18 protein-coding genes and 1 pseudogene are annotated in these 20,733 nt (G+C 42.3%); 9 read left to right on the top strand and 10 right to left on the bottom strand.

What is annotated here, in order from left to right:
- Nucleotide 1: 1 nt before the first annotated feature.
- The 7 genes from AAEU31_RS01285 to efpL all read right to left on the bottom strand — a co-directional run bounded on the left by AAEU31_RS01285 (nt 2) and on the right by efpL (nt 7,311).
- Nucleotides 2-1,321, bottom strand: a complete 1,320-nt coding sequence (locus AAEU31_RS01285; RefSeq protein ID WP_421966198.1) for a DUF58 domain-containing protein — start codon at nt 1,319-1,321, stop codon at nt 2-4.
- Entirely contained in the window at nt 1,318-2,301 is a 984-nt protein-coding gene (locus AAEU31_RS01280) for an AAA family ATPase (protein ID WP_138557453.1), read from the bottom strand. Before AAEU31_RS01280 ends, AAEU31_RS01285 begins: the two co-directional genes overlap by 4 nt.
- Entirely contained in the window at nt 2,298-3,446 is a 1,149-nt protein-coding gene (locus AAEU31_RS01275) for a hypothetical protein (protein WP_421966197.1), read from the bottom strand. Before AAEU31_RS01275 ends, AAEU31_RS01280 begins: the two co-directional genes overlap by 4 nt.
- Nucleotides 3,436-4,896 carry a hypothetical protein gene (locus AAEU31_RS01270; RefSeq protein WP_421966196.1) on the bottom strand — a complete coding sequence of 487 codons (1,461 nt, stop codon included), beginning with the start codon at nt 4,894-4,896 and terminating at the stop codon, nt 3,436-3,438. Before AAEU31_RS01270 ends, AAEU31_RS01275 begins: the two co-directional genes overlap by 11 nt.
- A complete protein-coding gene (locus tag AAEU31_RS01265; RefSeq protein ID WP_421966195.1) occupies nt 4,886-5,836 on the bottom strand; it encodes a stage II sporulation protein M in 951 nt (316 codons plus the stop codon). Before AAEU31_RS01265 ends, AAEU31_RS01270 begins: the two co-directional genes overlap by 11 nt.
- Nucleotides 5,833-6,561, bottom strand: coding sequence for an RDD family protein (locus tag AAEU31_RS01260; protein WP_421966194.1), 729 nt, complete (start codon nt 6,559-6,561; stop codon nt 5,833-5,835). The genes AAEU31_RS01265 and AAEU31_RS01260 overlap by 4 nt, the downstream gene beginning before the upstream one ends.
- A 177-nt stretch (nt 6,562-6,738) precedes the next feature.
- The gene (gene efpL / locus AAEU31_RS01255) at nt 6,739-7,311 is read right to left on the bottom strand and encodes an elongation factor P-like protein EfpL (RefSeq protein ID WP_135923919.1); all 573 of its coding nucleotides are present in this window, start codon (nt 7,309-7,311) and stop codon (nt 6,739-6,741) included.
- A gap of 190 nt (nt 7,312-7,501) precedes the next feature.
- On the opposite strand from efpL, the gene AAEU31_RS01250 reads away from it, so the two are divergent.
- Nucleotides 7,502-7,888, top strand: coding sequence for an MmcQ/YjbR family DNA-binding protein (locus AAEU31_RS01250; protein ID WP_135923918.1), 387 nt, complete (start codon nt 7,502-7,504; stop codon nt 7,886-7,888).
- A 14-nt stretch (nt 7,889-7,902) separates the two neighbouring features.
- Here AAEU31_RS01250 and AAEU31_RS01245 read toward each other — a convergent pair whose 3' ends face one another.
- From AAEU31_RS01245 to fadI, 3 genes are all read right to left on the bottom strand, one after another.
- Nucleotides 7,903-8,433, bottom strand: a complete 531-nt coding sequence (locus AAEU31_RS01245; protein WP_421966193.1) for a GNAT family N-acetyltransferase — start codon at nt 8,431-8,433, stop codon at nt 7,903-7,905.
- Nucleotides 8,434-8,571: 138 nt separating this feature from the next.
- On the bottom strand, nt 8,572-10,797 hold the full coding sequence (gene fadJ / locus AAEU31_RS01240; RefSeq protein ID WP_138557448.1) for a fatty acid oxidation complex subunit alpha FadJ: 2,226 nt from the start codon (nt 10,795-10,797) through the stop codon (nt 8,572-8,574).
- Nucleotides 10,797-12,107, bottom strand: coding sequence for an acetyl-CoA C-acyltransferase FadI (gene fadI, locus AAEU31_RS01235; RefSeq protein WP_063529462.1), 1,311 nt, complete (start codon nt 12,105-12,107; stop codon nt 10,797-10,799). The genes fadJ and fadI overlap by 1 nt, the downstream gene beginning before the upstream one ends.
- 358 nt (nt 12,108-12,465) lie before the next feature.
- On the opposite strand from fadI, the gene AAEU31_RS01230 reads away from it, so the two are divergent.
- The 8 genes and pseudogenes from AAEU31_RS01230 to AAEU31_RS01195 all read left to right on the top strand — a co-directional run bounded on the left by AAEU31_RS01230 (nt 12,466) and on the right by AAEU31_RS01195 (nt 20,684).
- Nucleotides 12,466-13,422, top strand: coding sequence for an AAA family ATPase (locus AAEU31_RS01230; RefSeq protein ID WP_135923914.1), 957 nt, complete (start codon nt 12,466-12,468; stop codon nt 13,420-13,422).
- 3 nt (nt 13,423-13,425) lie between these two features.
- Nucleotides 13,426-14,370 (top strand): DUF58 domain-containing protein, encoded by a 945-nt coding sequence (locus AAEU31_RS01225; protein WP_421966192.1) that lies wholly within the window; start codon nt 13,426-13,428, stop codon nt 14,368-14,370.
- Nucleotides 14,371-14,372: 2 nt separating this feature from the next.
- Complete coding sequence (locus AAEU31_RS01220; protein ID WP_138557445.1) at nt 14,373-14,813, top strand: DUF4381 domain-containing protein; 441 nt, start codon at nt 14,373-14,375, stop codon at nt 14,811-14,813.
- Entirely contained in the window at nt 14,806-15,792 is a 987-nt protein-coding gene (locus tag AAEU31_RS01215; protein ID WP_135923911.1) for a vWA domain-containing protein, read from the top strand. The genes AAEU31_RS01220 and AAEU31_RS01215 overlap by 8 nt, the downstream gene beginning before the upstream one ends.
- A 1-nt stretch (nt 15,793) precedes the next feature.
- Entirely contained in the window at nt 15,794-17,671 is a 1,878-nt protein-coding gene (locus tag AAEU31_RS01210) for a VWA domain-containing protein (RefSeq protein ID WP_421966191.1), read from the top strand.
- Complete coding sequence (locus AAEU31_RS01205) at nt 17,665-19,314, top strand: BatD family protein (protein WP_421966190.1); 1,650 nt, start codon at nt 17,665-17,667, stop codon at nt 19,312-19,314. The genes AAEU31_RS01210 and AAEU31_RS01205 overlap by 7 nt, the downstream gene beginning before the upstream one ends.
- Nucleotides 19,315-19,392: 78 nt before the next feature.
- Nucleotides 19,393-19,935 (top strand): annotated as a pseudogene (locus AAEU31_RS01200) (sigma-70 family RNA polymerase sigma factor); the annotation flags it as partial.
- Complete coding sequence (locus AAEU31_RS01195) at nt 19,935-20,684, top strand: DUF3379 family protein (RefSeq protein ID WP_421966189.1); 750 nt, start codon at nt 19,935-19,937, stop codon at nt 20,682-20,684. The pseudogene AAEU31_RS01200 and the gene AAEU31_RS01195, both read left to right, overlap by 1 nt.
- The last annotated feature ends 49 nt before the right edge of the window (nt 20,685-20,733 follow it).

Raw genomic sequence — 20,733 nt, 5'->3', positions numbered from 1 at the left:
ATTACAACGCCCCTGAGTGCTTCACATTCAAATAGGTATTAAGCACATGCGGTAACAGCTGCTCAGGGTTACAGTCTATGGCTATCACCCCTTGCTTTTTCAGCTTAGCCATATTGGCTTTATGTGAATTTAGTAGTGCTAATGCTGCACAGTAACTGGTTGCATCTTCATACTTTTCTATAGGCTCTTCGAGCACTTCACTCACGGCACGATTGTTAATATTGATAAGTGCCACTAAGTGATGTTTTTGCAATAGCTTTATTGCAGGCATTAACTCGTCAATACTTTGCTCATCTAGGGTGGTGACTAATAACACTAAAGAGCGTTTACTGCGCTTAGCAATTAACTGGTTTACAGCTACCAAATAGTCACTGCTGCTATTATCTGGGTATAAATCATAAAAATGATTCATCACCCGAGATACATTCTGCGCGCCTTTAACATCGGGTAACCAGCGTAGGTTTTGGTTAAAGCTCTGCATACTAAACCAATCACCTTGCTTTAAAACCGTGTGAGAAAGTAGCAATAATGCATTTAAAGCATGATCAAAGTGGCTGCCTTCATTGGCTTCTATGGCCATTTTTTTTGAGGCATCAAGCATAACTATTACATGCTGGTTTTGCTCTTCTTGATACTCTCGCGAAATTAATTTTCGGCGTTTACTTGTTGCCTGCCAATCTATCTGTCTGACGCTGTCACCTTGGCGATATTCGCGTAATTGCTGGAATTCAATACCATCACCGCGCTTTTTGGTAAGTTTTAACCCCGAAATAGGCTTATTCACGACCCCGCTTAAATGCTGTTTCGAGGTAACACGGCTAAAGTCTGGGTAAACCTTTAACTGAGTAGCTTGAGTTGCCAACCAATTTGCTTGCCAAAGGCCTAGTGGCGACCCTACCCTCAGCTCAATCGCACTAATTTGTGCATCCCCCCGCTTATGGGCGCGTATCATAAAGACCAGCTTTGCCTGTTGCGTAGCGTCAATGAATAGGGTTTGCATTGGCTTTAACAATTCAATAGCGTTGCTTAAATGCACACTCACATCTAATTGCTTAGCATGTTTGGCATTATTTTTAATCAACACGTTTAAATCTTGGCGTCTGTATAACGCCATATTTAGGTTAGTTTCTGCGCTTACTTCGAGTAAAGGCGATGACTTAGCTGCCAAGCAATCAACAATTGCAACTAAAGCTGGCACCAATAACAAGGCGGTTAAAAGCATGCCATTTACCTGAGCAATAGCACACACAAGCATAAGCAACAGAATGAATGCTGTTAACACAACTAAACGTTTTGCTGGCCTAAGCTTGATACGGTTCATGAGCGTGGCGCTTCAACACTTGCTAAAATAGCACTGATCACTTCGTCAAACGAAACACCTTCCAGTTCTAAGTCCGCAGATAAAATTAAACGGTGCCTTAAAATATTTGGCGAGACTAGCTTCACATCATCTGGGGTAACAAAATCACGGCCATTCATCAATGCCATTACTTTTGCAGCTTTAATGATATTAATTGAGGCACGTAACCCTGCACCATGAAGCACGCCTTGCCAAGTTCGTGAGCTACGAACTATATCAACGGCATAATTAAGAATTTGCTCGTCTACTAAAATATCCGCACAAAGCTGTTTAATTTCAGCAATACGCTTGGCATCTAATACCGCTGGAAGCTGCTCCACTTTGCTTTCATTAGAAACTATTTGTGTATTCAGTTTTAAAAGCTCAACTTCCGATTCATGAGAAGGAAAACCAAGCTCTACTTTCATCATAAAGCGGTCTAATTCGGCCTCTGGTAATGGGTAAGTCCCTTCTTGATCTAGTGGGTTTTGAGTGGCTAATACCATAAACGGGGAGTTTATTAATAACGATTCACCATCAATAGTGATTTGTTGTTCTTGCATCACTTCAAGTAAGGCTGATTGCGTTTTTGCTGGCGCACGATTAATTTCATCAGCAAGTAAGATATTAGTAAAGGCAGGGCCTTTTTTGATATTAAACTCACCTGACTTCATATCATATAAGCTATGCCCTACTACATCCGAAGGCATTAAGTCTGGGGTAAATTGTACACGTGAGAAATTTACACTTAAGCTTTTAGCTAAAGCTCTAACAAGTAATGTTTTACCAAGTCCCGGAACCCCTTCAAGCAGCACATGGCCACCAGCAAAAAGAACGGTAAGCACATCTTCTACAATGGCATCTTGACCGACTAACACACGCGAAATGTTATGCTTTACTTGTTTTACTGCATCAGCTGCCTCAACTAAGCTCATGCGATTAGTGTCTAATTCCGTGCTCATAAGGCATTCCTTAACTGTTTAAATCGTTTTATATAATTTGTTCTTTGTGTTTTTGAGTCAGGTAACTTGCTAGCCAATAGCTGCGCTACCTGTTGTTTTTCAAAATGGGTTAAATTAGCAATACTCTGCGCCTGTTTTTCTGCGCTTAGCATTTTAAAGTTTGGTACACGCGCTTCTACCTTGCTGTAAAAGTCTTTCTTGAGTGCGGCAAATAATACGGCTTCATGGCCGTGCTCAGAGTAAAAATTTGCGAGTGCACGAATATGCTGATTAAAACTGGTTTTAGCTTCAAAATCAGGGGCGTATGCTCGGCCAATACGGCTCGTAATATGCCACACTGCAAGCACAATTAATAACACTAGAGTCACTACAAATTGCCAGCTCCAGTGCCAAAGCTTTGCAAGCCAATTAGGGTAAGTCAGGTATGGAACATAGCTAATACTCTTAGCGCCTTTACTTAACCAAAGTAATAGACTGCCATGGTCGAGGTGGCGCAAACGATAGTTAGTAAAAGGTAATAACGATGGCATCACAACTACTCTGCCTTGACCAAAGGCAAAATCACACATTACGGTTTTGCCCTCAGAAGTATTTGTACTTACACCAGGGCAGTTTTCGATGTAAAAGGCACGGCTTAATTCGAGTTCGAGCTCAGTATTTTCATCAATAGACAACACACTGTTTTTATCTCCCTCTTTGCGCATCGCAAAATCATACTCAAAGACATCTTCTTGACTTAGCACATTGATGCCAAGCTGCCCAAAGAACACTGAATTATCGATTGCTAGCTCTTCGCGCTGCCTATTTAATACATAAATTAAACGCCCGCCATCAGCGACCCAGTCAGCAAGCTGAGTATCAAGCAGATAAGAGTCAGCAAGTACGGCTTCATCTAAAATTAAAATGCTTTTTGGATCTATCGCAAGCTCTTCACTTTGTGCTTGTTCAGCCAAGTGTTTATCTTTGATCCAACTTATTCCATTGGCCTTTAAAAGACGTTGGGCCATGGTGAAGTTATCTTTGGCAACATCTGAATGAAACCCTATTTCAACTTCTCTTTTTTCCCAATCTAATGAGGCCAGTGAGACAACAATAAACACGGTAAACAAGACTAATAGAGCAATTAGCACAACCTTAAGCTTCATGGGCTTGCTCCTGAGTATTTGCTGTCATTGCTGTAATTTGTGCAGTTAACTCTACAAAATTGATATCAGGGGTTTTATGACCCCAAGCAACCGCGACCCATGCAGAAAATAAGCGGGCAAATATCGCTTGCCCTTGATTTGGCACCTTTGCATCAATTGCACGTTTACATTCGCGTTCAGTCATCGAGCGGTGCAGGCGCACTTGGTGATGCTGCTGAGCCCAACTCAGGGTATGATGAAGCAAATACGCTAACGCTAAGCGATGCTCACCTTGCTCAAAGCATTGCTGTGCAGCAGCTATTAAATCTGCTGGTAAATCTTTACTTTTAATCTCTGCAAATAAGGCTGGGATCACTGACTCTTCAGTTACTTTTGTGCGCTCAGGTAAGCTTAAGTTGGCAAAAAAACCTCGTTTTTTAATCAAGTAATAAATGAGCCAAACCAGTAATAATCCAACTAACAGCCAAACTAATACACCAAACCCATTGCCTATCGCTGTAAACAGATCGATAAGCCATGACCAATCACTGTGTGATGAACTCTCTGTAGGCTCTAAATTTGGCACCCAAGTGGTTTCTGTTTCGATGACATTAGGCTCATTATAGAGTGCGGTGACTTGCTCTTTTATCGCTTGCTTATCGATTTGCTCAGCATAACTAGTTGATGGTTGCAGGGTAAACATTGTTAGCATAAATAGCCCTACAGTACTGAGTAAGCCTACGAGGCGGGTACGAATGTTTTTAAATGCCAGCTCAATGTCCCAACCTTCAAGCTCTACACGGCGGTGTAAATAAGCAAGAAATCCACCACTAACAAATAAAGGTGCAACCAACGAAATACTAATTATGTAGATAAGGTTAAAAGCTATCTCTAGCCACTCTGGAGATTCAAAAATTTGGTACATAGCCTCTTCGGCAGAAAACGATTGGGGGATTAATGCGATAGTCAGTGCCGATATCCCCATCAACAAAATGTATTCAAAATGCACACAAAACAGCATCCATAGTGTTTGCTTAGGCTTCGTTGAGGCAAACAATACTTGCTTACGCTTGGTTTTTCGCTCATCTGAAAGTCGTTCTAGTTGCTCAACTGGCGCTAAAAATGCACGATTTGGGCTAAGCCTATATATCGTTAAATGAGCGACCATGTCGGTCATTTTTAACTGTTTCACTGACCTTAAACTACGACTAATACTTAGCGGCTGATTAAACACCGCTTTTGACATGTAATCGAGTAATGGCCGCTCAAATAGAGGCTTGAGCCACCAGATAACAAAAGCACTTATTCCCCAATTAAACAACAGGCCAATCATTAAAAATACCGGGACTGCCATTATTAAATACATAGCTACCAATGCTACAAAGTGCTGCTTAACCAGTAATACCGTTAAATCAAAGGTTTCATAGGCGCTGCGCTTACGAGGGTTAAAGCTTAGGTGATTAAGCTCCATAACGCATGCCCTTATATAAGCGAAAAATCACATAAGCCCAACAGCCTGCGCCAACAACATACTTAATTTCATTGGCAATATCACGAGGTGACCAAAATGCTTCAATAAAAGCGGCTATCACCAACATTAAAAATGCCCCAACAATCAGTGGGAGTGCTTTTTGAGCAGCCTGTTTCATCGCATATGCACGGGTAAACTGGCCGGGATTTAAAAGCCCGTAACCAATCTGACAGCCTGCCGCTGAGGCAATGATGATAGCGGTTAACTCAAACGAGCCATGGGTGATAACAAATGAGAAAAACGGCCCTTCAAAACCAACATTAACAATATGAGCGGCAATAGCCCCAAAATAAAAGCTATTGAATAATAAGAAAAAGGCAGCGCCTACACAGAACAACACACCGCCTGCAAACATCTGAAATGCAATACCAATATTATTGTAAATGTAGACCCCGAACATCATGAGATCTTGTGATGCGCCTCGCTCAGCCGATTGTACACTACCACTGGGGTTATACATTTGTTCGATATTAAGGACGGTGCCTTGCCCTAAAAATGTATAGACGGCATCAGGGTCAAGTGTCACCCAAATAAAAGCAATAAGAGCCAATCCCCAAAATGCCAATAAGTTAATGCCAAGCATTAAACGGTTTTCATATAGGGCGCGAGGAAATGCTGTGCGTGCTACGTGCCATAATTCAGAAAATTGATTACTACGCGATAAATAAAGTCGCTTTTGCCCTAACTGCACGAGTCTATTGATTTGCTCAATCAACACGGGGCTGTATTGACGACTTTGCGCAATGGCTAAGTCATTACACACTTTTCGATACATATTAGGAAAGTGAATAGGTAAAGTCTCTGTACTTTTTTGTTCACACAAAGTCTTAAATTCATCCCAGCGTTCACTATTCGACTTTACAAATTGAGTTTGTTTCATGGTTTACCCTCTTGCGGTGGGTAACCTGTATTATCATTGACTTGTCCAGCATAATGGCGCGCATAACTGAGCAATTGCCACTCAATATTGTTTTCATCTGTCGCAAATGACTCTGCGAGAATACGCGCTAGTTCGTGGCGCCTAGCATCAGATAACTCGTCATGACGCTCAGCAAAAGCCAGCACTGCAAGTTGCTCTTCGGTAGTTAAACTTACTGTAGGTACATGCACTTGGCCTTTCGACAGCTCTGGTCGCGCTTCTAACTCGTCTTCATAAATAACCATAGTACCAGCAGCCCAATCACCAATTCGCTTGAAACGGTTGTTAAACAACATAACCACAAGACCCAAGAAATAGCCTATCGGTAACATATCTGCGGGGCGTAATAAGTTGCGCACCACTATTTGCGAAAAGCTCGCGGGTAAGCCATTATCTTGCACAACACGAATTTTAAGTCTTTTTTTACCGGGTGTTTGGCCATTCTCCATTTCATAAAGAATGTTGTACCCCCAAGAAATTACAAAGTAAGCAATTAAAATAAGCCCTTGCCCTGCATCACCTAAAAATGCCAAAACGCTGCTCACAGCAATTAAAACAAGGCCTAGGATAATAAAATCAATAAGGTAAGCGTAGCTTCGGGCAACAACGCCAGCAGGAGTTATGGCGATATCAACGCCTTCGGGAAGTTTTATATATTCTCTGTTTTCCAATCCGTGGTTTAACATTAATCGACAACTAGCATAATTATTGTTTTCGTAAGCCCTTAATGATGCGGCTTTTCTGTCCCTTTTTCAATGCCTTTGTAGGAGCAAACTTTTATTCTGTCGCTTAATAAAACACTGAAATACTATTTTTTGACACAAAAAAACCGGCAAATAGCCGGTTTCTATCAGTGAGTGCTATTATTTCTCAGCACGGCCCATAAATTTATGTTCAACCGTGTTGATACGAATTCGGTCGCCTGTAGAAATATGCTCAGGAACTTGAATCGTTAAACCCGTTGTTAAACGTGCAGGCTTTGAACGTGCACTAGCAGAAGCACCTTTAATTGAAGGGTCTGTTTCTTCAACAACAAGTTCAACGCTTGATGGTAAGTCTAGGCCAACCGGAGCACCATCAATTACAATTACGTGAAGACCCTGAGTTTCTTCATTAACGAATAAAATTTCTTCGCTAATCGCTTCTTTGTTTAAGTTATATGGCGTGTAATCTTCATTATCCATGAAAACATACTCTTCACCGTCAATGTAAGAGAACATTGCTTCACGGCGAGTTAAGTCAGCTAGCTTTAACATGTCGCTGTCTTTGAATGTTTCATCCACTTTACCGCCTGTTACTACATCGTATAAACGCATGCGGTATAAGCTACCACCTGCACGACCTTGCGGTACAGAACGTTGAATATCTTTAACTACTAAAACACGGCCGTTATGCTCAATAGCGGCGCCTTTTTTAACTTCACTTGCCTTAGGCATGGGTGTATTCCTATCGTTTTTTGATGACAGGAATTTACCACGTAATAGCGTTTGTTCAATAAAAATTTATAGTTTTAAATCACATCTGTGATTTATCCTATTTTTCAGCAAATTATGGCAATAGTTGTCTCCAAACTACGAAAAAGCTGCTATGTTTATAACTACGAAAAATGACTTCAAGGATTGGATCATGAATCAACACGCAGTACACGAATATTTAATGAACAAGCCATTGGTGATGATCACACAACCATTTGGCCAAGATGTCGATGTTTATAAAGTTAATCATAAAATGTTTGCCACCCTCGCAGAGGGCAAAGAAGGTCAAACAGATGATGAAGGCAACCTTGTATGGTGGCTTAATCTAAAGTGCGACCCTGATGAGGCTCAAGCATTACGTGATATTTTCCCGTCTGTGATCCCGGGTTATCATATGAACAAACGTTTATGGAATACGGTTATTTTAGATGGCACCGTACCACAAGGAGAAATTGAACGAATGATCGATAATTCGTTTAATTTAGTGGTTGCGAATATGCCAGAAAAAGACAGAAAAGCGATTGAGCTTCATCTGTAAAAGTTTTGCACTGATCACACTCTGTGATCAGTGCAGCTTAAATGATAATGATGATCGGCATACAAAATACCACCAATTGCATAGGAATCAGGTTGCTTTTCAATCAGCTGAAAGCCACACTTCTCAAGTACTTTTTCTGAACCGATATTACCTTCGGTAACAACCGCTTTAAATTCACGTACAGCATGTTCTGATGCGGCATAATCGAGCACCGCTTGCAAAGACTCAGTGGCATAGCCTCGACCATGAAAGTTAGGCAACAGCAAATAACCAACTTCTTGTATCTCAGGGACAGTTGATGAGGTAAACCCAGTCACGCCAACTTCTTTTCCTGTGCTGGTTTCAACAATCACTAAACACAGTGGTGTATTCGAATTTGGCTGCCAAGGCTTTAAACGTTCATTAAACTTAGCGCGTAGCTGCGCTTCTGACGGCTTATCAAAGCATTTCGCTATTACTTGGGCATCATTATGCAAAGTATAAAACAATGGCCAGTCATCGGCATTTAACAGCCGTAATGTTAATCGCTCAGTGGTGAGAGTCATGGTGATTAATCAATTAGTAAATAAACCTAGTTATAACAAACCGACATGGCGAGTTAAATACCACTTATGGCCAATATCGAAGCAAAAAGCCCCGCTCAATGTGAGCAGGGCTTTTAAATTAGCTAATTAATTAAAATACTAGCTTTTAGTTGTTTCGGTATCAGCTTCTTCTGAGGCTTGCTCGTCTTCGACCACTTCTTTGGTTACTTCAACCGGATCGACAGGCGCAGCTTCTTCAACTGCCGGCTCTTCGCTTTCTGCTTGGTAAAAACGACCACCCTTTTCAGCCATTGCTTTTAACGTATCACAAGGTGTGAAAATTGGGTTGTAGTTAGCAAAAGTCGCCATTTCTGAGCTCACTTGTGCGGCACCAAGTTTATCCATATAGCTAAATGGACCGCCTAAGAATGGTGGGAAACCGATACCAAAAATAGCACCAATATCACCGTCACGCGGGCTTGCAATAATGCCATCATCTAAACAGCGCACCGCTTCGTTCAGCATTTGCGCAACACAACGTTTAGCAATTTCGCTCTTGTTTAAACGAGGTGATGGCGTAACACCCAGTAGCTCGTAAACTGACTCATCCACTTTTTTATCTTTCTTGTCGTAAAGATAAAAACCACGGCCAGTCTTACGACCTAAGCGCTTAGAGTCAATTAAGCGATTAAAGGCATCCGGGGCTTTAAAGCGCTCGCCCAATTCTTTTTCAAGGATTGGCGCAATTTTAGAACCGATATCAATCCCTACTTCATCAAGTAACGCTAAAGGCCCTACCGGGAAACCAAACTCAACAAGTGCTTGGTCAATCTTTTCAATTGGCTCACCTGCAAGCAGTAAATTAGCCGCTTCATTGACATAAGGCGCTAAGATACGGTTTACATAGAAACCAGCCATGTCTTTAACCACAATTGGAGTTTTACCTTGCTTACGGGCAAAGTTAACCACGCGTGCGATAGTTTCTTCAGATGTACCAGCGTGTGGAATAATCTCAACAAGTGGCATTTTCTCAACAGGTGAGAAGTAATGCAGACCAATTACATTTTCTGGACGTGCTGCATCAGCAGCGATTTGCGCAATAGGTAATGATGAGGTATTACTTGCAAAAATCGTATTGTCTTGGCACTCACGTTCTACATCAGCCACCATACCTTGCTTTAAAGCAAGATCTTCAAACACCGCTTCGATAACGATATCGATGTGCTTAAAGCCACTGTAATCGGTGGTACCGGTGATACGGTTCATGGTTTGTTGTAGTTCTGCTTTAGATAAAATACGACGCTTTTGCTTTTTATCTAAAATTTTATAGCTGTAGTTCATTGCATTGCTAATGCCCTTTTCAGCCACATCTTTAATGCGCACTGGAACACCGGCTTTTACGGCACTAACATGAGCAATACCCGCGCCCATTAGGCCGCCGCCTAATACTGCTGCTTTAGCGATTGCTGGTGCGTCATCATTGCGCCACTCTTTTTTCATTTCTGTGGTTGCAAAGAAAATACCGCGCAATGCTTTTGACTCATCGCTCATAACTAGCGTGGCAAAACCTTCAGCTTCAGTTTTGTATGCTTTTAACTGATCAAGCTCAACACTTGCACGAACCGCTTTAATAATCGCTAAAGGAGCTGGGTAGTGACCGCCTGTTTTCTTCAGCACATTTTCTTGTGCTTTTTTGAAAATAATATTACGACCAAATGGGTTTGACTCAAGTAATTGGCTTAATCGGTCTAGCTTAGGTTTAGTAACCTTAGCCTTCCCTTTGAGTGCAAACTCTTTAGCAACATCTAGTAATACACTGTGCGGGACACAATCATTTACTAAGCCTGTTTTCTTCGCTTGCTTTGCACGCACTTGTTTACCTGTAAGCATCCACTCAAGTGCTTTTTGCAAACCAACTAATTTAGGTAAACGTTGTGTACCACCACCCCCTGGTAATAAGCCTAACTGTACTTCAGGTAAACCAAGCTTAGTGATATCGCTGTCTGAACACACGCGATAATCACAAGCTAAAGCAAACTCTAAACCACCACCTAATGCTGCACCGTGTATGGCACTAACCGTTGGGAAAGGCAGCTTTTTCATATCGAAAAATGCTTGCTGGCACATTTCGCTTAACGCTAATGCATCTTCACGGCTATTGGCGCTATCAAGCATTTTAATATCAGCACCAGCGATAAAGTTATCGCTTTTACCACTGATAAATACCATGCCTTTTACCGCTTTTTCTTGTGCGTCTTTAAGTAAGGTTTTTAAATCTTCTGCAAAACTACTACGCAGGGTGTTCATTTTTTCACCCGGCACATCAATAGTTACAACGGCTACGCCGTCATCAGCCACTGATAAACTAAATACTGAATCTGTCATTACGCACTCTCCAATACAAAGGCTGCGCCTAAGCCACCCGCTGCACACGCAGTCGTAAGCGCTAAGCCGCCACCGCGACGATTAAGTTCATGTAAGCTTTGCGTGATCAGGCGCGCGCCTGTTGCCGCAAATGGGTGGCCGTATGCAAGAGAGCCACCTAATACATTGAACTTGTCCATGTTAATTTCGCCGATCGCTTTACTACGACCTAGCTTTTCTTGTGCAAATTTATCTGACGCAAACATCTTCATGTTGGCAAGTGTTTGCGCTGCAAATGCTTCGTGCATTTCGATTAAATCTAAATCAGCTAATGTGATACCAGCTCTATCTAAGGCAATTGGCGTTGAGTGCGCCGGACCCATTAGCATGTCTTCATGTACACCAATTGCAGAGAAAGCAAAACTGCGTACATAACCTAAAATGTTGTAACCCAATGCTTTTGCTTTGCTCTCACTCATCATTAATACCGCTGCTGCACCATCTGTTAATGGTGTAGCGTTAGCTGCGGTAACTGAGCCGTGTTGACGGTCAAATACTGGTTTTAATTTGGCGTAGCCTTCAACTGTTGAGTTATGACGGATGTTATTGTCTTGCTCAATAAAGCTCTTATAAGGTGCAACATGGGCAGTCATCACTTCGTCTTTCAGTTTACCATCAGCCCACGCTTGGCTTGCAAGAGTGTGAGAACGGTGTGCTAAAGCATCTTGATCTTCGCGGCTAATGTTATGCGTTTTCGCCATTTGCTCAGCTGTTTGACCCATAGATAAGCCAGTAGAGTACTCAGCGACCGCTGGCGGTACAGGCAGTAAGTCTTTAAGACGCAGTTTTGAGAAAATCTTTAATCGCTGACCAAGAGTGCGTGCTTTGTTTAAATCAACAAGGCTACCCGCTAATTTTTTGCTAACACCAATAGGTAATACAGATGATGAGTCAGCACCGCCCGCGATACCAACTTGCACTGAGCCTGCCATAATTGACTCAGCCACGTTAGCAATGGCTTGGAAACTTGTCGCACACGCACGCGATACAGAATAAGCATCAACAGATACAGGCATACCCGTACCTAATACGATTTCACGGGCAATATTTGGCGCTTCTGGCATTTGTACTACTTGACCAAATACCAGTTGGTCGATTTCAGATTTATCGAAATTTAGTCGCTCAAGCATTTCGTTGACAACTAACTTACCCATATCAAGGGCTGGTACATGGTGGAATGCTGTGGCTTGCTTTGCAAACGGCGTTCGTAGGCCGCTAACGATTGCGATACGATCGCCTTTTGCTGTTTTAAGTATATTTTGCTCAGACATTTATGCTCTCCCGCTGACAGGTCTGACCTGTTTGTTTTTCCTGATTCTAAAACAACCCGTGTACGAATGCCAATAGTAAGTTTTCAACCATAGGCTTTTTTCGACCGATTTACAAAAAAACACTGTATTTATATGGTAGGCTAAAATTTTTATAGGCTAGGATAAAATTCCTTAAAAAATAACGAACTATTTGAGGATTTTCTGTCTAACACTTGTGTTATAACTTTTGAATCCTTATAACTTGTTGATAGCGCCCCATTCACGGTAGCGTAAACACAATTGATAAGCACTGAACGTTTCACGTTTGTGCGGTATAAAAACAATTTTTGACTCACGCTTTTAGGACAGTCTTTTTATTATGGCAGTTAACGCATTTTCACAATTAAAAACATACTTAGACACGCAAATTATCGGCCAACCCCAATTAACTCAAGCACTGTTAATCGCAATTTTGGCTGATGGCCACTTATTAGTTGAGGGCCCTCCGGGTCTTGCAAAAACCCGTGCTGTAAATGCATTAGCAAAAGGCGTTGAAGGCAGCTTCCAACGAGTTCAATTTACCCCTGACTTACTACCTGCGGATGTCACCGGTACCGATATTTATCGTCAGCAAACCAGTGAGTTCGTATTTGAAAAAGGCCCGTTATTTCATAACCTAATTTTGGCTGACGAAATTAACCGTGCTCCAGCTAAAGTACAATCAGCACTTCTTGAAGCCATGGCTGAACGTCAAGTAACTGTTGGTAAAAACACCTATCCACTGTCTGACCTATTTATGGTTATGGCAACGCAGAATCCGCTCGAGCAAGAAGGCACTTACCCACTGCCAGAGGCCCAGCTTGACCGCTTCTTACTGCATTTAAGCATTGATTACCCGGGTGCTGAACACGAATTAGACATTTTACGTCTAACCCGAGGTGAAGCTATCTCTGATAAGCAAGCAACGACGCAACAAATTAGTCAAAGTGAGCTTTTTGCTGCCCGTAAAGCCATTTTGGGTTTGTACTTAGCTGAACCACTAGAGAAGTACCTAGTACAATTAATTGTTGCCACCCGTGAAGCGTCTGAACTTGATGAGCAACTTGGCCGCTGGATTGAATATGGTGCAAGCCCACGTGCAACGATTGCCCTTGATAAGTGTGCGCGTGCTCATGCTTGGCTTGAAGGTCGTGATTTTGTAGCCCCTGATGATATCCAAGCAGTGCTTCACAATGTGTTACGTCATCGTATTATATTGAGCTACGAAGCGCAGGCCGATGGCATTAGTAAAGACGATGTGATCAGCCGTATTTTAGAATTGGTGGCAGTACCATAAGCTATGTCGAGCCAATTTGATACAGCGGCGTGGTTAGCGGCAAGCCATAGTCAAGGCGTAAATTTATCACTCAAAGAGTTGATGTATTACAAAGCCAAAGCTCGCTTGCTAGAACTTGCGCCCAAAGTAAAAATCAAAAACAGTTTAGCTGGGCAATACCTTGCGCCTCATAAAGGCCGCGGTATGGAGTTTGCCGAGGTACGGCATTACCAAGCCGGTGATGACATACGCTCTATCGACTGGCGTGTTACCGCACGTACTGGCGAAACCCACACTAAGCTGTTTCAAGAAGAAAAAGAACGCCCTGTTTTCGTATTTACTGACTTTTCAAACTCAATGCTGTTCGGCTCAAAGTTATTATTAAAGTCAGTGCAAGCAGCACACATTAGTGCATTGGTTGCATGGTCAGCATGTCAACGCGGTGATCGCATCGGTGGTCTGGTGTTTAATCAGCATAGCCATCACGAATTAAAGCCTACATCGCGCGAAAAAGCAGTGCTAAAGCTTTGTCACAATTTATGTGATATTCACAGCCAAGCACTGACTAATATAGATCAAACAACCACCAACTTATTTAGCGAAAACCTTAAACGCCTTAATCATTTAGCAAAACCAGGAAGCTTGGTTTATATCGTCTCTGATTTCAGTGCCCTTGATGAAGCAAGCTTCAAACAGCTTGAGATGCTAAGCAGACACTGTGAGTTAATTGGCTGCCATATTAGCGACCCATTCGAGCATCAGTTACCGGCTTTTAAGCAAACTGTGACCGTGTCGGCTAATGGTCAAGAGCTGGCTTTACCGTTAATGGATAAGCAATTTCGCGAGCGTTTTGCTAAGTCTGCTGAAGAGTCGTTTTCTTATAGATTAAAACGCTTACAAAAATCTGGGCTTAGTTTAATTTCATTCAGTGCAGCCACCCCACTTGAGCTGCAATTAGTGAGAAAGTAACAATGCAAAAAAATCCGCTAGATGGCTTACATGATGTCATTGCACCAACCGAGGTTGCATGGTGGCCACTTGCTCCAATTTGGTGGCTTATCATCGCCTTAGTTGGTTCGTTATTAATTGTCGGCTTAGTGCTTTTATATAAAAACCAGCAGTTTAAAAAAGCCAAAAAACAAGCCATTAAATTAAGTAAAACAGTGGCTGATGATGACGCACAACAGCTACACATTATTTTAAAACGTTTAACTCGTCATTATTACAACAACCAGCTTGCCTCTCAGCCTTTAGCAAAGTGGTCAGAAAGCTTGTCTAAGCTTAGTGGCGACAACTTTAGTTACGATGAACTAATGCCACTTTATCAACAGCAAACGAATAATGCCGAGCTTGGGGCTAAATTACGCAGCGCCATCCACAACTTTAAACTCAAGGAGCCAATCAATGTTTGAGTTTAGTTGGCCATGGTGTTTTGTACTTTTACCACTTCCTTGGTTATTAAGCCGCTTTATGCCGCTAAAGCAGCAAGGGCAGTTACGTTTACGTATCCCAGGCTTTGCTAAGCTTGGCTTGAATAATCAAACAGTGCAGCAACATAGCCGTAAAGTTTCATTACTCGAATGGGCAGTATGGGGTTCACTGGTTGTTGCAATTGCAAACCCAACTTGGCTTGATGAGCCTATCACACTACCTAATGAAGGCCGCGACATTATGCTTGCAGTGGATTTATCTGGCTCAATGACCGAGCAAGATATGGCCTATCAGAATCAATATGTCGATAGGCTAACCATGGTAAAAGCTGTATTAAGTGACTTTATTGAGCAACGTCAGGGTGACCGCCTTGGTCTTATTTTATTTGGCGATACGGCATTTTTACAAACGCCACTTACACGTGATGTTAAAACTGTGAGCCAAATGCTAAGCGAAGCACAAATAGGCCTAGTTGGCCGAGCAACAGCCATCGGTGATGCATTAGGTTTATCGGTAAAACGCTTTGCCAACAAAGATGAAAGTAATCGTATTGTTGTGCTATTAACTGATGGACAAAACACCGCTGGTAACCTTGATCCAGAAGATGCGCTACTGTTAGCCCGCGAAGAAGGTATCAAAGTATATACCATTGGCGTTGGCTCAGATAACCCACGTGGTTTTAGCCTATTTAATATGGGTGGCATGAATGGTGGTAACCTTGATGAAAGCTTATTAAAGCGTATTGCAGAGCAAACCGGCGGCTTATACTTTAGAGCAAAAGATGTGGCTGGTTTACAACAAATTTATCAAGAGCTTGATAAACTTGAGCCTATTAGTAGCGATGAGCAAACGTTCCGCCCGCAAATTTCTTTGTTTTATATTCCACTGCTTATAGCGCTTGGCTTAATAAGCTTAGCAATGCTAGTCAGTTTTATCCGCCAATTTAAGCAGGAGAGCTAGTATGGATTTTGAATTTATTCGCCCTGCCCTACTTTGGTTATTAATCCCAACATTGATTATTTTTAGTGTGTTGTTAGTGCGCAATAAAAAAAGCGCCCCAGCTGATTTAATAGCCCCCCATTTGGCACAGTTTGTAATGAGCGACAACCACAAAAAACAAAGCCAACCACTTTGGTTAGTTGCGCTGTTTACCTTATTAGCTATTGTGTTTTCTGCTGGCCCAAGCTTTGAGAAAAAACAAGTGCCAGTGTTTCAGGCAAAAAACGCTCGAGTCATTGTGATGGATATGTCGTACTCTATGTTCAGTACCGACATTGCGCCAAGCCGGTTAGTTCAAGCTCGCTTTAAAGCACTTGATATGATTGAGCTTTTCAAAGAAGGTGATACAGCATTGGTTGCTTATGCAGGCTCTGCATTTACTATTTCGCCGCTAACCAATGACGCCAGCACGTTGGCTAATCTTATCCCAAGCCTAAGCCCTGATATCATGCCAAGCAAAGGCTCAAATGTGATTGATGGTTTAGAAAAAGCAAATGAGTTACTTAAACAAGCGGGTTACCTTGAAGGCGATATTATTTTAGTAACGGATGGTGTTGACCAACTTGACCAAGAAGATATTGCTCGCTTTACAAGTGAATCGGATTATCGCTTAAATATTTATGGTGTAGGCACTGAGCAAGGTGCGCCAATCAAGCTTCCTGAAGGTGGTTTTTTGAAAGACATGCAAGGACAAATTGTTATTCCAAAATTAAATGTGAGTCGCTTAAATGCACTTGCACGTAATAGTGGTGGCAAATTTGCGCTCTATCAAACCAGTAATCAAGATATTAAAACATTCGCGCCTAGTGCCAATGCTGAAGTGCTTAAAGATGAAAAACAAAGCCAAGCTTTATGGCGTGTTGATGCGGGCATTTATGGCCTGATTATTTTACTACCGTTAGCACTTTTTTTGATTCGCCGAAGCAGCCTAGTGCTTGGGGTTTTGTTTGTTATGCTACTGCCTCAGCAACAAGTTTACGCCGCTGAGTTACCAGAGGTGTTTAAAAACCAAGACCAACGCGCCCTTGATGCCTATCAGCAGAATCAATTTGAAAAAGCCGCACAAGCAGAAAACGCGCAACTAAAAGGCGCAGCCCTTTATCAGCAAGGTAATTACCAAGCGGCCATGGACGCCTTTAGCGAAGATAAGTCAGCTACTGGTTTGTATAACTATGGTAATGCTCTTGCCAAGGCTGGTGAGCTAGAGCAAGCCATAGAGGCTTATAAACAAGCCCAGCAACTTAAAAATGATTTTACTGAAGCAAAAGAAAACCAAGCCCTCGTTGAACAGTTATTGCAGCAGCAAGAGCAACAACAGCAGCAACAAGATCAACAGCAAAACAATGATCAACAAAACAGCGATGGCCAGCAAGATAACCAGCAAAAGCAACAGGGCGAGAATTCCCAGCAAGGCGAAAACTCTGAGCAAAGTGAGCAGCAAGAGGGGCAACAGCCCTCTGAGCAAGGTGAACAATCAGATCAAAAAGGTGAGCAAAGCGAGTCTGAAAGTGGCCAGCAAAACAAACCTGAAATGGAATCTGAAGCACAACAGTCACCACAATCAGGTGAACAAAAGCCAGAGCAGTCCCCCGAGCAACAAGATGCAAAACCAGAGCCATCGCAAAGCGATGAACAAGCTAAACAGCAAGCAGAGCAACAAGCTATGCAGGCACAAGCAGCTGAACTGACTAATGAAGAGAAAGAAAAAGCACAACAGCTTAATCAGTTACTTCGTAAAGTCCCTGATGATCCTGCGATCTTATTAAGAAATAAAATGCAACTAGAATCACAAAAACGAAACTATCAACGTCGTCCACGAGGAGCCGAAAAATCATGGTAATGCGATTATTATGTTGTTTATTGCTAATCGCGGCAGCGCCGCTTTGGGCTGCCACCCAACTACAGGCAAGTGTTGATAAAAACCCAGTCCTTGCAGGTGAGTTTTTCATATTAACTATTACCGCTGACGACACCATCAACAGCGAGCAACCTGATACCTCTGTACTATTAAAAGACTTTGTTGTTGGACCAACGAGCGTTAGTACCCGCACCAACATTATTAATGGTGAAATCAGTAAGCAAACGAGTTGGTCTGTAAAATTAATGACTCGCAAAGAAGGGACTTACACAATCCCAGCATTTACCGTTGCTGGTGCAACTTCGCAGCCAATTGAGTTAACGGTTAGCAAACGGAGTCAAAACTCTGAACAAAGCCAAGATGCATTTATCAAAACCAGTATTAAACCGCAAAGTTTGTATGTGCAAGAAGCCGGTGTTTATACAGTTAAGCTATACATAGACAACAATAAAGAGCTACTTGATGGCAACCTTACGACACCAGAAATGGAAAATGCCGAATTAACCGCCATCAATAAACAATCAGAAAGCTATGAGCTGATTGATGGAAAGCGTTATTTGGTGATCACTCGCGAATACCTAGTGCAACCACAAAAAAGCGGCATTAATACCATTACAGCCCCTGTCTTTAATGGCCGTATCCGTCAAAACTATCGCCAAATGGCAATTTCAGCTATGGGTGAAAATGTTGATGTAGACATAAAACCAATTCCTGATAACTACACAGGTGCTTGGCTGCCAAGTGAATTAGTCAACCTTGATGAGCAATGGCAACCAAAAGATGACACGGTAGAGGTAGGTACGCCAATTACACGTACTATCAAACTCACCGCGCTTGGTGTCACTAAAGAACAGCTGCCTGATATCGAGATGCCACAAGTACAAGGTTTTAGAAGTTACCCTGATCAAAAAGAGAATAACCACTTAGTGCGTGATGGTCGCGTTATTTCTCAGCAAACAGCCTCTTATGCGTTATTACCTCAAACACCAGGAACGTACACTTTACCTGAAATCAAACTGCCTTGGTTTAATACTAAAATAAACCGTATCAGTTATGCCACACTTCCTGCACGCACAATTACGGTGATACCAAGTACTAACCCATTAACCCCGCCACCAGCGACGCTTACACAGCCCCAAACTGACAACTCTGCCGCTGTGACAGATATGCCACCGGCTGTGCAAACTGTCACTCAAGTCAGCACACCAGCTTGGCTCGTAATTGTTGCAGCTGTAGGCTATGGCCTGTGGTTAGTCACTTTGGTTCTGTATATTAAAAAACGCCCAACAGTACGTGAAGTCGCACCACAATCAGTAGCTGCTTCTTCAACATCACTTGATGAGCTTAAGAAGGTCGCTAAACAACGCAACAATGCTCTCTTCTACAGCACATTAATGGCCTACGCTAAACAGCAAACCGGTCAAACAACACGACCAATTGAGCACCTGCAAGCAACACTTAACAATCAAGCCCTCAATGAGGAAATTGCTAAATTACGCGCTAAACTCTATAGTTCAGCAGACGAGCATTCTGATTTAGCAAAGATTGTGGCTTTGCTTAGCCAAGCCACTAAGCACGTTAAGTCGACAAACCAAGAAGATGTATTAAAGAATCTATACGATTAATATTAATACGTTGAATTTAAACGGCTAATCTACAATTAGCCGTTTTTTATATAAAAATAATATAAATTCAGAAAGTTTTTTTCTGGTGGGCGGGTCTTATTTACTATGACAGAAAAACAAAAGCGATATGAAGCACTGGTTCATATCTACCACAGTGAGCTTTTTCGCTTTGCATATTGGTTATGTCGTGATCAGAGTATTGCAGAAGACTTAGTGCAGGAAACCTTCCTGAGGGCTTGGCGTGCCTTGGATTCACTGCAAGATCAGCAAGCAGCCAAACCTTGGTTACTCACTATATTACGACGAGAAAATGCTCGGCGATTCGAACGCAAACAATTTGATTACGCCGATGTTGAAAATGACACACTTGTAGATGAAAAAAGCACGACGCTTGATGCTGAAATGGAACAAACAGTGATTCAACGACAAATTGGAAAGTTATCACAAGAGTATCGCGAGCCACTGCTGTTACAAGTAGTAATGGGGTGTTCGGGTGATGAAATTGCCGAGATACTCGATTTAAATAAAAACACGGTAATGACACGTCTTTTCCGTGCCAGAAACCAGCTTAAAGAGGCTTTAAGCAGTGATGATGATCAACTTAGAGGAGCATCAAATTAATGGATGAACTCGAGTTTCGCCGCCGCATCCTCGCCGAGCCAAGCACGACTGATAAGGAGCTTGACGCGTTTGCCGAGCAGGACGAAGATAAACAGGCGTTTATCGATGATGTACGTGCCTTAGATGATGAGCTAAGCAAAGCACTCAACATACCCGTGCCTGAAAATCTAGCAAAGCGAATTATTGATAATACTTATGCAGCAGAAGAACAGCTCTCTGAGCAGCCGTTAGACACTATTATTGAGGCTAAGTCGCGCTTTGCCTTTAATCGCCTTTATTTAGCGGCTGCAGCGTCGTTTTTAGTGGCAATTAGTGTGTTCTTCGTCACTAACAAACAGCATACGTTATACAGTGTTGGTGAGCATGCTTTTACTCATTTGTATCATGAAATTGACTCGCTCAATAAACATGAGCCAATTGACCTTGCCTATGTGAACGAAAAGTTTGCAACAATTGGCGGACATTTAGATGAGCTACCCGGTAAAGTTACTTATTTAATGTTTTGTAATTTTCAGGGGAAAAAAGGCCTGCACTTGGTATTTGAATCTGACTTTGGCCCAATGACTGTCTTTATCGTCCCTGCTGACGAACAACCTTTTGGTACTGGCTCAGAAGATTTCAGTGATGAACGTTTTGCTGGGCATATAAACCGCGGAAAACAAGCTGATACGATACTGATAGCCAGCCTTGATGCACCGCTTGATAGCTATAATGCAATGCTAAATGATGCGATACGCTGGTTACATTAGCCCTGTCCGCAAATAAAATTTAGATACAAAAAAACCGCAGTGTGACTGC

Origin of the sequence: Pseudoalteromonas thalassia (assembly GCF_049257215.1) — a bacterium.
Taxonomy (GTDB): Bacteria; Pseudomonadota; Gammaproteobacteria; order Enterobacterales; family Alteromonadaceae; genus Pseudoalteromonas; species Pseudoalteromonas lipolytica_C.
Note: the sequence above shows the minus strand (reverse complement) of the source record. Positions and strands in the feature narration are given on the sequence as shown.

What these genes read in the sequence shown, in the direction of transcription:
- AAEU31_RS01210 (WP_421966191.1), top strand. Translation starts at nt 15,794, where the DNA reads ATGGATTTTGAATTTATTCGCCCTGCCCTACTTTGGTTATTAATCCCA.
- efpL (WP_135923919.1), bottom strand. Translation starts at nt 7,311, where the DNA reads ATGCCTAAGGCAAGTGAAGTTAAAAAAGGCGCCGCTATTGAGCATAAC.
- AAEU31_RS01250 (WP_135923918.1), top strand. Translation starts at nt 7,502, where the DNA reads ATGAATCAACACGCAGTACACGAATATTTAATGAACAAGCCATTGGTG.
- AAEU31_RS01205 (WP_421966190.1), top strand. Translation starts at nt 17,665, where the DNA reads ATGGTAATGCGATTATTATGTTGTTTATTGCTAATCGCGGCAGCGCCG.
- AAEU31_RS01260 (WP_421966194.1), bottom strand. Translation starts at nt 6,561, where the DNA reads ATGTTAAACCACGGATTGGAAAACAGAGAATATATAAAACTTCCCGAA.
- AAEU31_RS01195 (WP_421966189.1), top strand. Translation starts at nt 19,935, where the DNA reads ATGGATGAACTCGAGTTTCGCCGCCGCATCCTCGCCGAGCCAAGCACG.
- AAEU31_RS01220 (WP_138557445.1), top strand. Translation starts at nt 14,373, where the DNA reads ATGCAAAAAAATCCGCTAGATGGCTTACATGATGTCATTGCACCAACC.
- AAEU31_RS01275 (WP_421966197.1), bottom strand. Translation starts at nt 3,446, where the DNA reads ATGAAGCTTAAGGTTGTGCTAATTGCTCTATTAGTCTTGTTTACCGTG.
- AAEU31_RS01225 (WP_421966192.1), top strand. Translation starts at nt 13,426, where the DNA reads ATGTCGAGCCAATTTGATACAGCGGCGTGGTTAGCGGCAAGCCATAGT.
- AAEU31_RS01245 (WP_421966193.1), bottom strand. Translation starts at nt 8,433, where the DNA reads ATGACTCTCACCACTGAGCGATTAACATTACGGCTGTTAAATGCCGAT.
- fadJ (WP_138557448.1), bottom strand. Translation starts at nt 10,797, where the DNA reads ATGACAGATTCAGTATTTAGTTTATCAGTGGCTGATGACGGCGTAGCC.
- AAEU31_RS01280 (WP_138557453.1), bottom strand. Translation starts at nt 2,301, where the DNA reads ATGAGCACGGAATTAGACACTAATCGCATGAGCTTAGTTGAGGCAGCT.
- AAEU31_RS01265 (WP_421966195.1), bottom strand. Translation starts at nt 5,836, where the DNA reads ATGAAACAAACTCAATTTGTAAAGTCGAATAGTGAACGCTGGGATGAA.
- AAEU31_RS01270 (WP_421966196.1), bottom strand. Translation starts at nt 4,896, where the DNA reads ATGGAGCTTAATCACCTAAGCTTTAACCCTCGTAAGCGCAGCGCCTAT.
- AAEU31_RS01285 (WP_421966198.1), bottom strand. Translation starts at nt 1,321, where the DNA reads ATGAACCGTATCAAGCTTAGGCCAGCAAAACGTTTAGTTGTGTTAACA.
- AAEU31_RS01215 (WP_135923911.1), top strand. Translation starts at nt 14,806, where the DNA reads ATGTTTGAGTTTAGTTGGCCATGGTGTTTTGTACTTTTACCACTTCCT.
- fadI (WP_063529462.1), bottom strand. Translation starts at nt 12,107, where the DNA reads ATGTCTGAGCAAAATATACTTAAAACAGCAAAAGGCGATCGTATCGCA.
- AAEU31_RS01230 (WP_135923914.1), top strand. Translation starts at nt 12,466, where the DNA reads ATGGCAGTTAACGCATTTTCACAATTAAAAACATACTTAGACACGCAA.